General features: G+C 72.2%; 7 protein-coding genes. 2 read left to right on the top strand and 5 right to left on the bottom strand.

What is annotated here, in order from left to right; genetic code table 11:
* Nucleotides 1–46 precede the first annotated feature (46 nt).
* Together AB0D93_RS27710 and AB0D93_RS27705 are read left to right on the top strand one after the other, a co-directional pair.
* The gene (locus tag AB0D93_RS27710) at nt 47–2,533 is read left to right on the top strand and encodes a thioester reductase domain-containing protein (RefSeq protein WP_362124549.1); all 2,487 of its coding nucleotides are present in this window, start codon (nt 47–49) and stop codon (nt 2,531–2,533) included.
* Nucleotides 2,530–3,669, top strand: a complete 1,140-nt coding sequence (locus AB0D93_RS27705) for an alpha/beta fold hydrolase (protein WP_362124545.1) — start codon at nt 2,530–2,532, stop codon at nt 3,667–3,669. Before AB0D93_RS27710 ends, AB0D93_RS27705 begins: the two co-directional genes overlap by 4 nt.
* A 45-nt stretch (nt 3,670–3,714) precedes the next feature.
* Here AB0D93_RS27705 and AB0D93_RS27700 read toward each other — a convergent pair whose 3' ends face one another.
* The 5 genes from AB0D93_RS27700 to AB0D93_RS27680 form a co-directional block, all read right to left on the bottom strand.
* Nucleotides 3,715–4,149, bottom strand: a complete 435-nt coding sequence (locus AB0D93_RS27700) for a VOC family protein (protein WP_362124542.1) — start codon at nt 4,147–4,149, stop codon at nt 3,715–3,717.
* An 88-nt stretch (nt 4,150–4,237) separates the two neighbouring features.
* Nucleotides 4,238–4,690, bottom strand: a complete 453-nt coding sequence (locus AB0D93_RS27695) for a hypothetical protein (RefSeq protein ID WP_362124539.1) — start codon at nt 4,688–4,690, stop codon at nt 4,238–4,240.
* A 297-nt stretch (nt 4,691–4,987) separates the two neighbouring features.
* Nucleotides 4,988–6,517, bottom strand: a complete 1,530-nt coding sequence (locus AB0D93_RS27690; protein ID WP_362124536.1) for a methionine--tRNA ligase — start codon at nt 6,515–6,517, stop codon at nt 4,988–4,990.
* 199 nt (nt 6,518–6,716) lie between these two features.
* Entirely contained in the window at nt 6,717–8,546 is a 1,830-nt protein-coding gene (locus tag AB0D93_RS27685; protein ID WP_362124533.1) for an FAD-dependent oxidoreductase, read from the bottom strand.
* A gap of 127 nt (nt 8,547–8,673) precedes the next feature.
* Entirely contained in the window at nt 8,674–9,216 is a 543-nt protein-coding gene (locus tag AB0D93_RS27680) for a GNAT family protein (RefSeq protein ID WP_362124530.1), read from the bottom strand.
* Between the last annotated feature and the right edge of the window lie 31 nt (nt 9,217–9,247).

The following is a 9,247-nucleotide window of genomic DNA, read 5'->3' as shown; positions in this document are numbered from 1 at the left end:
CGCCGGAAGGCGACGGAAAGGACGGGGACATCGTGGAAGGGCTCTCATGCGTGACGTGACGGAGGACTCCGGGCAGCGGGCGACCGCCGAGGCGATCGAGCGCGGTGGCGGTGGGCTCGGCGTGGACGACCTGCTGACCAGGGTGATGCAGGCCGCCACCGGTGCGGACCCCGGCGCCACCGGCGCCCCGCCGGTCCGGGACGTGGCCGAGGTGGCCGCGGCCATCGCCGCCGCGGCGGGCCGCTACCTGCCCGCGGGACACCTGCCGCCCGACGCCGACTTCTTCGACGCGGGGGGCACGTCCGTGCACGCCGTGGAGCTCGTCGCGGAGCTGGAGGGCGAGCTGGGCATCGAGTTCGATCTGGACGAGGTGTTCGCCGACGCCCGTCCGATCAGCCTCGCGCGGCGCTGGCTGGAGGCGACCGGGGCCGAAGCGTCGCGCGAGGCCGCCGCGCCCGCCGTGCCCGCAGGCACTCCGGGGCCCGCCCCCGGCAGCGATCCGTCGGCCCCGACCGCGAGTGTGCCTCCGGGCGCGCTTTCGCCGTCCGCCGGCACTGTCGCGGACACCGCCCCCGGCACGCTTCCGCTCGCCGCGGCGGCCGCTCCTCCGGCCCCGGCCCCGCACACCCTTCCGACGGCGACTCCGCGTACCCCACCGGCGCTCCGCCCCCGTGCCGGCAACGGCGACGACCGGTATTCCAGGGCCCGCCGCGAGGACCTCGACCAGATCCTCGCCGACCTGGCCCTCGCCGACCGCCTGCCGTTCGCCGACGTGCCCGAGCCGCTGCCGCCCCGCCGGATCCTGCTGACCGGCGCCACCGGCTTCCTCGGCGGTCACATGCTGCTCGACCTGCTCCGGCACAGCGACGCGCACGTCCATTGCCTGGTGCGCGCGGACGACGAGGAGGCGGCCGTCGCCCGGCTCGGCGAGGCGCTGAAGAGCTACCGGCTGCCCTGGTCGTCGGAGGTGCGGCGCCGGGTGACCGTGCTGCCCGGCGACATCCGGCGACCGCGGCTCGGCCTGTCCGACGACCTGTGGCACACGCTGGCCCACGAACTGGACAGCGTCGTCGGCGTGGCCGCGGCCGTGGACTTCCTGCGCGGCTACCAGTCGCTGCGGGCGAGCAACGTCCTCGGCGCGCTCACCCTCGCCGAGCTCGCGGCCACCGGCCGGCCCAAGCCGCTGCACCACATCTCCTCGATCGCCGTCTTCAACGAGGTCGGCATCACCTCCATGGGCGAGGACGACCCGCTCGCCCACGCCGACCGGCTCATCTCGGGCTACGACCAGTCGAAGTGGGCCGCCGAGGTCGCCCTGCGCCGTGCCCGCGACCACGGCCTGGTCGTCACCGCGCTGCGCCCCGGCGGCATCGGCGGCCACACGAAGACCGGCGCCTACAACCCGCAGGACCTCAGCAGCGGCCTGATCTCGGCCTTCGGCCGCTTCCGCACCGTACCCGCCTTCCGCCACCTGAACGCGGCCCCGGTGGACTGGGTGAGCCGGGTCGCCGTCGCCGCGATCTGCGAGCCCGACGCCTGGGGCTACGACTACAACCTCAGCGGCGTGCCCAACACCCTCGACGACGTCGTACGCGACATGGCGCTCGGCGGCATGCACGTGCGCGTCCAGGACTGGGACGAGTGGCGCACCGACGCCCTGGCCCGTCTGGCGGCCGAACCGGTCCCCGAACTCGCCTTCCTGTCCAGGGTGTTGCAGAGTCCCACCGCCCTCAAGCTGTGCGAGGCGACCCTGAAGGGCCCGGCGGCGGAAGGCGCACGCACCGCCGCGCTGGTCGCGGCGCTGGGGCTGCCGCCCGCGGCCCGCTACGACGCGCAGGCCCAGCTGAGGACCTTCGAGCGGCTCGCCGAGGACGGCCTCGCCCGGCTGCCGCACAAGGACGACCAGCCCTACCTGTGGTTCCCGGAGACGACACAGGGCAGCGTGGGACCGGTGGGCGCCCCCGCCGACAGCCCCTGCTCCATGGCGCTCACCCTCTCCATCGCGAGCATGTACCAGCTGGTGAAGGAGCGCCGGGTGGACGTGACCGGCGAGGTCGTCTGCGCCGCCGTACATCCCGATCCGCTGACCGTCGAGCGCGGCGACGTATGGATCCGCCCCGAGGAGGGGATCCCGCAGCAGCACGGGCTCAGGCACCAACTCCTGCGCTACCGGCTCCGGTTGCGCGACGCCGACGGCGGCCACTGGTGGCTGGAGGGCCACAAGTACGCCCGGGCCCGCCGCGACCTGTGGCGGCAGACCCGCACGCTGACCGTGCGGATCGGCCGGGAGGGCGAGGTGGCGAGCCTGGAGGGCGAGGTCGTGGTGCCCGCGGACTCCTACGTCCGCGACCAGATCGACGGCATCAAGGTCGACCCGCGTCTGACCAGCCAGGAGAAGCGGGCCGCCAAGCTGACCTGGCTCGCCTGGTTCGGCCTGGAGACGGGCCGAGGCCTGCTCGGCCCCTTCGCCCGCGCCGCCGCGGACCTGCTCGACCTGCGCCGCACCCCGACCCTCACGGAGCACCACCGATGATCTTCAGGACGACCACCTCGCGCCCGACCCGGCCGGCGCTGCGCCGGGTCAGGACCACCGCGGCCCTGCGCCCGCTCCACCACCGTCTCGACCCGGCCCGCGTCGAGGAGATCCCCTTCCGGGCGGACGACGGCGTCCGCCTCGGCCTGACCCGCGTCGACACGGGTGCCACGGATCGCCCCGCCGTGCTGCTCCTGCACGGACACACCGCGTCCGCCGACATGTTCCTGCTGCCGGAGACCCGCAATCTGGTCGACGTCCTCCTCGACGACGGCTACGAGCCCTGGCTGCTGGACTGGCGGGGCAGCTGCCGGCTGCCGTACAACGAGACCGGCCAGAGGTACACGTACGACGACGTGGCCCTGTACGACATCCCCGCAGCCGTCGCCCGTGTCCGCGAACGCATCGGCGACCGCCCGCTGTTCGTGGTCGCGCACTGCATCGGCTCGCTCACGCTGTCCCTGAGCATGGCGGCGGGACTGGTGCCGGGCCTCGCCGGCGTGGTGTCCCAGGGCGTGTTCCTGACGCCGAAGCTGGCCGGCCGCACCTCGCTGCGGATGTCGCTGGCGGGGGAGCTGCTGAAGACGCGGATCGACCACATCCCGGTCGACTTCCGCAAGGTGGGCCTGTGGTCGAAGTACACCCCGCTGTTCGCACTGGCGTCACGGAAGGCGAGCTGCCCGGACCCGACCTGCCAGATCCTGCACAACTCCGCCTGGGGCACCGGCGCCTCGCTCTTCCGGCACGAGAACCTCTCCGAGACCACCCACGCCCGCCTCGCCGACCTCCTCGGCCCCGCGCCCCTGTGGATCCTGCCCCACCTGCGCCGCATCGAACTGGCCCGCAGCGTGGTCCGCTGGCACGACACCGACCACCGCTACCGCGCCCTGCCGCCCAACGCGCTGGACGCGGCCGGCCGCATCGACACGCCCGTGCTGCTCCTCGCGGGCAGCGAGAACGGCCTGTGGCTGGACTCCCAGCGCCTCTGCCACGACGTACTCGCCCGCCGCCAGCCCCAGTTGGACGTGACCTACACCGAGATCCCCGGCTACGGCCACCTGGACACATTCCTCGGCCGGGGCGCCGCCCTGGACGTCTTCGGTCACATCCTCGATTTTCTCGGCGGACGGCGGTGACGGTCGACGCCGGTGTGCCGTCGCGGTGGGTGACCGGTGACGAGGTCAGTCGATACAGAATTCGTTGCCCTCGATGTCCAGCATGGGGATGCACGATTCGTTCTCCTCATCGGCATACAGCGTTCGCACGTGGGTCGCACCGAGCGCGACCAGTCGTGCGCACTCGGCTTCGAGCGTGGCGAGGCGCTCGTCCCCCACGAGCCCGGTGCCGACCCGGACGTCGAGATGCACCCGATTCTTGACGATCTTGCCTTCGGGGACGCGCTGGAAGAACAGGCGCGGACCCACACCTGAGGGATCACTGCAGGCGGACCACGCACCCTGCTTCTCAGGAGGCAGGGTGCGGTTGAAATCCTCCCAGGTGGTGAACCCCTCCGGCGGCGACGGTACGACGTACCCCAGGACCTCGCACCAGAAACGAGCCAGGCGCTCAGGTTCTGCGCAGTCGAAGGTGACTTGGAAGTTCTTGATCGCTGACATCGGCGCACCGTACCGCGTACCACGGGGACCCTGCCGCTCATTTCCGGCATCGGCGGCACCGCTGTCGTGCCGCTGTCGGACGGCGCGGTTACCGGACCCAGCCGGAGTAGACACCACCGGACTTGTAGGACCGGCCCGCCGGGCATGCGGCGTAGGAGCCGCGCCGGTCGCCCGCCCAGCGGTGGGGCCCGAAGTAGCGGGTGTTGCCGGAGCAGTTGACGTAGCCCCAGTACTGCCAGTTGGGACCGTTGCCGTCGCACCATCCACCGGCCCAGTTCGTGCCGGCCTTGTGGTACGGGTGGCACTTCCCGAGCCAGCTGCCGGCCGGTTTCCTGTCCTGGCTGCCGGTGTCCGGAGCTGCCGGGGACAGGGCTCCGCCGGGCAACGTCCTCGGCGCGCCGAGTGGGCTGTCCGCCGCTGCTGGGGTCGCTGCCGACGTGCGTTGCTGATGAGCCTGTGCCGAGCTGGAGAGGACGGCTCCTCCCCCGAGTGTGAGAGCGGCGATCGCGGCTGCGGCGGCGATGCTGTTGCGTGCCTTCAAGGTTCACCTTCCTGGCCGTGGTGGGGCGGCGCGACCGGCGCCGCTCGCTTGCGTCACCGAGGTTGCAGGCCGCGATCCGCGGCGTCGAGCGGCTGAGCAGATGTGGGGTGATTGCGGGACGTCCCGGCCTGCGATCTGCGGAAACCGTCGACGAAGTGACGTTCTCCCGGGACGTCCCGGACCTTCACCCGCCCCGGGACGAGCAGGCCGGCGCTGCCATGGCGACGCCGACACGGGCGGCCTCGACCCGACGGTCGCGGTCCTCGTCGCGTTCCGGTGCTGCGGCCCGCGGGCACGTCATGCCTGCCGTGGGGCCTCCTGGATGCGGCGGAAGAGCGGGGTCGCGGTCGGCAGGACTCCGTTCACCGGTGTCACCTGGTCCTCGATTCGCGCGGCGGACCCGGGGATGAAGGGGCGCAGCTCCACGGCCAGGACCCGGCACGCGCTGACCAGCGCGGCGAGGACCGCGTCGAGGCGTTCCGCGGCGTCGGCGTTGCCGTGGCGTTCCGCCCGGGCCAGTTCCCAGGGCCGGGTGGTGTCGATGCAGCGGTTGGCCTCCTCCACGATGTTCCAGGCGGCGGCCGTGGCGCGGCGGAAGTCGAAGGCGGCCAGCGCGGCGTCGATCCGGGCGGGCGCCTCCCCGCACGCGTCCAGCAGCGTCGCCACTGCGAACCGGTCGGCACCGAGCGCGGGCACCTCCCCGCCGCGGTAGCGGTGGACCATCGTCACGATGCGGTGCACGAGGTTGCCCAGCCCGCCGGCGAAGTCCGCGTCGGCGCGGGCGATCAGCCGCTCTGTGGTGAAGTCCGCGTCACCGACCCTCGGGACCTCCCTGAGCAGCCACCAGCGCACCGCGTCGGTTCCCCACGCCGCGGCGAGCGTGACCGGATCGACACTGACCCCGCCGGACTTGCTGATCTTGCGGCCGTCGACCGTGAGGTAGTCGTGGACCAGGATGTCGGTGGGCAGCGGCAGACCCGCCGACAGCAGCATCGCCGGCCAGTACACGGCGTGGAAGCGCACCACGCCCTTGCCGGCCAGGTGGATACGGCGCTCGCTGGTCACCCACCACCTCTCGTACGCCTCCTCGTCGCTGCCGTAGCCGAGGCTGGTGACGTAGTTGCCGAGCGCGTCCCACCACACGTAGACGACCTGGGAAGGGTCGTCGGGCACGGGGATGCCCCAGCCGCGGGCGCGGGTGTGCGAGCGGGAGACGGAGAAGTCGTGCAGCCCGCCCGCGATCAGGGCGAGGACCTCGTTGCGCCGGGCGGCGGGTTCGATGCGCAGGGTGCCGTCCGTGATCAGCTCGTGGAGCCGGCCGGCGTACCGGGAGAGCCGGAAGAACCAGTTCACCTCGGCGACGCGCTGCGGTGTGCTTCCGTGCTCGGCACAGCGCCCGTCGACCAGCTCGTCCTCGGTGTAGAACTGCTCGCAGCCGACGCAGTACAGACCCTCGTAGTGCTTGCGGTACAGGTCTCCCGCCGCAGCGCACCGACGCCACAGCCGCTCTACGCCGACGCGGTGGCGGGGGTCGCGGCTGGTGCGGATGAAGTCGTCCAGTGACAGCGTCAGCGGACCGCGCAGCGCGGCGAACTGCTCGGCGTTCCGGTCGACCAGAGCCTGTACGTCGATGCCCTCGGCCTCGGCGGCGAGCACGTTCTTGAGCGAGTTGTCGTCGGTGCCGCTCAGCAGGCGGACGTCATCGCCTCGAAGGCGGCGGTGCCGCGCCAGCGTGTCCGCCTGCACGAGCTCCAGGGCGAAGCCCAGGTGCGGGCGGGCGTTGACGTACGGGATCGTGGTGGTGATGTAGTGGCGGGGTGCGGTCATCGCGAACCTCCTCCTGTCAGGGAGACGGGCCCGCTGTCACACCATGTCGAGGCCCCGTCCCCGGGGCCTCGGATGTCTCACGCGTCCATGCTCAGCAGCCCCGTCGACGGGGCATCATCCGGTGCTGAGGCAAGGGCGTGATCATGGAGCCGATGCTAGCAACCGGGTCTGCCGCGGGGCCCGCGGTTTTCGTGAGGTCTCATCCCAGGTCGAAGGTGTTGGGCAGCCCCAGACGATGGCGCACCTCGTCGACCCGCTTCAGGGGCTCCAGCTCCGGAGGACGGAACAGCTCCCAGACGCGGCACCGCTCGGCACCCGAACCGTCCGCGTCCAGAAGCGCGTTGACCGCCCGGCGTGCGGACTCGTTGGCGCCCTCCATCGTCGCCAGGTCCACGTCCGTACGGACGTAGTCGCCGGCGAGGAAGAAGTTCGGCACCCTGGTGCGGGCCGAGGGCCGGTTGTAGAGGGTGCCCGTGGGGTGGATGAGGAGCTGCTCGCGGTTGCGCGGGTCGGGGCCGCCGAGACCCGTCACGGCCGGGTCCATGAACCAGCCGAGTCGGTCCTCGTCGGTGAGGGTCGTCTTGCCGGAGTCGTTCAATGCGTCCTTCAGCTGGGCCCAGAGTTCGGCGACGATCTCGTCCTTGGTGCACTCGCGGGCGGTCTTGCCGTACAGGATCCCGGGCTTGTCCCATTCGGAGATGATCGTGGACAGGCATTCATGGGCCCGTCCGTCCCCGTAGTCGCGCGAGAAGTCCCGCACGTCCCAGAACTGGGACTGCCCGATGCCGGTCACCGCCCAGGGCGAGTCGAGGCAGTTGATGTGCCCGTGCACGACGGGGGTGGGCGTGCGCAGATAGAACATCACGCCGGTCATCCAGTCCGTCTTCAGCGCGTCGCACCGGCCGAGTTGCGGGTCGGCCGCGCGCAGGGCCCGGCCCCAGGTGGCGCGGGCGTGTTCCACGGGCATCGCCGAGACGTAGTGGTCGGCGGTGACCGTGCGCTCGGGGCCGCCGTCTCGGGGCGCGACCCGGACACCGGTCACGCGGCCGCCCTCGTACAGCACCTCCCGGACCTCCGTGCCGAGCACGAACTCGACGCCGAGTGAGCGCAGACACCGTTCCCAGGGATCGATCCAGGCCTCGCTCGTCGGGGCGTCGAGGACCCGGTCGACGTCCGCGTCGCCGTCCATGCCCCGGCCGAGCAGGCCCCACAGGAGCAGCGCCTCGATGATGACGCGGCCGACCGTGCGCGTGGAGGCGATCTCCGCACGGGTGGCGACCAGGTTGCGGGTCTGGCCGATGCCGAGGAGCACCTGGTACTCGGCGCTCATCTCGCCGGCCCGGATGAAGTCCCACCACGGGGTCTTCTCCCACTGGTCCTCACGGCGGGCGTCGCAGCTGGTGAGGTGGACCAGCACACGGTCGGCGAAGTACGCCGCCTCATGGGCGGGCAGCCGGGTGCCGAGGTCGAGGACGGACAGGATCTGGTCGCGCAGCCAGGCCGGGGTGATGTCACCGGGCGCGGGCGGGGTGGTGACCCGGCGCAGGGGGAAGTGCAGGTCCGGGCGGCCGGAGCCGCGCGCGAACAGCGCCTCGGTTCCGCTGCGCAGGTTGTCGTGGACGCCGCCGGCATTGCCCGGGAAGGGGATGCGCCGCATGGTGTCCGGCAGGTTCCGGTAGAAGCCGGGGAAGAAACGGAAGCCGTGCTCTGCGGGCAGCGGTGCGCGACCGCCGGCGGCCGTGCCGGGGACGTCCATGGAGCGGGCCTTGCCACCGAGGGCGTCGTAGTACTCGTAGACGGTGACGGCGTAGCCCCGTTCGGCGAGTTCATGGGCGGCGCTGAGGCCGGAGACGCCGCCGCCGAGGACAGCGACGCGTTTGCCGGACGACGCGGCCGCGGCGGTGCCGGCGGGCCATAAGGCGGTGGCCGCGACCGCCCCACCGGCGACCGTCGCCCCGGCGGCGGCCAGGAAGCGTCTGCGGGAGTGTCCGGCGTTCTCCTGGGAGTGCTGCGCGTGTTCTGTTGTCATGTGAACCGGAGCGTAGGGAGGGCTCCTGGAGCGGGAAAGCCGTTTCCCCCGCCACCCACAGCATCCTCACAATCGCAAGGAGTGTGGCGTCCGCGCAGGCGGCGGCAGTCGTCTCCCGGCCGGCAGGCTAGACCTTCGGGCCGGCCTTCCAGTCCCGGACGAGGAGTCCGAGCAGCACCTCGTCCAGGAACTCGCCCATCACCCAGGCCGAGGAGCGCAGCACGCCCTCGCGGACGAAGCCGTTGCGCTCGGCGGAGCGCAGCATCGCGGCGTTGTCCGACAGCGTCTCGATCTGCAGCCGCTGCAGGCCGCGCACGACGAAACCGTAGTGGCACAGCACCGCGACCACGTCGGTGCCGTAGCCCTTGCCGCGGGAGGACGGCAGCAACCCCAGCCCGATGTGCGCGGACCGGTTGTGGTTGTCGATGCCCCACAGTGACGCGGTGCCGACCAGGGTGCCGCCCTCCAACTCCACCACGGAGAACGGGACGTGCCCCTGGTCCTTGTCGTCCACCACGAGCCGCGGATCCTTCGAGCCGGGCGTGACCGGCCGCCACGGCCCGCTTTCGGCCCGCGAGGAGTTGACCACGTCGTCGTAGAGCTCGGCCCGCAGGACCGGGATGTCGTCCTCATGCCGGGCCCTGAGCCCGACCTTGCCGCCTTTGAGCATGCAGGCTTCCTATCCGGCCGGACCGGCCGGC

Origin of the sequence: Streptomyces sp. NPDC048191, from assembly GCF_040652655.1 — a bacterium.
Lineage (GTDB): Bacteria > Actinomycetota > Actinomycetes > Streptomycetales > Streptomycetaceae > Streptomyces.
This window is presented reverse-complemented; position numbering and strand designations above follow the sequence as displayed.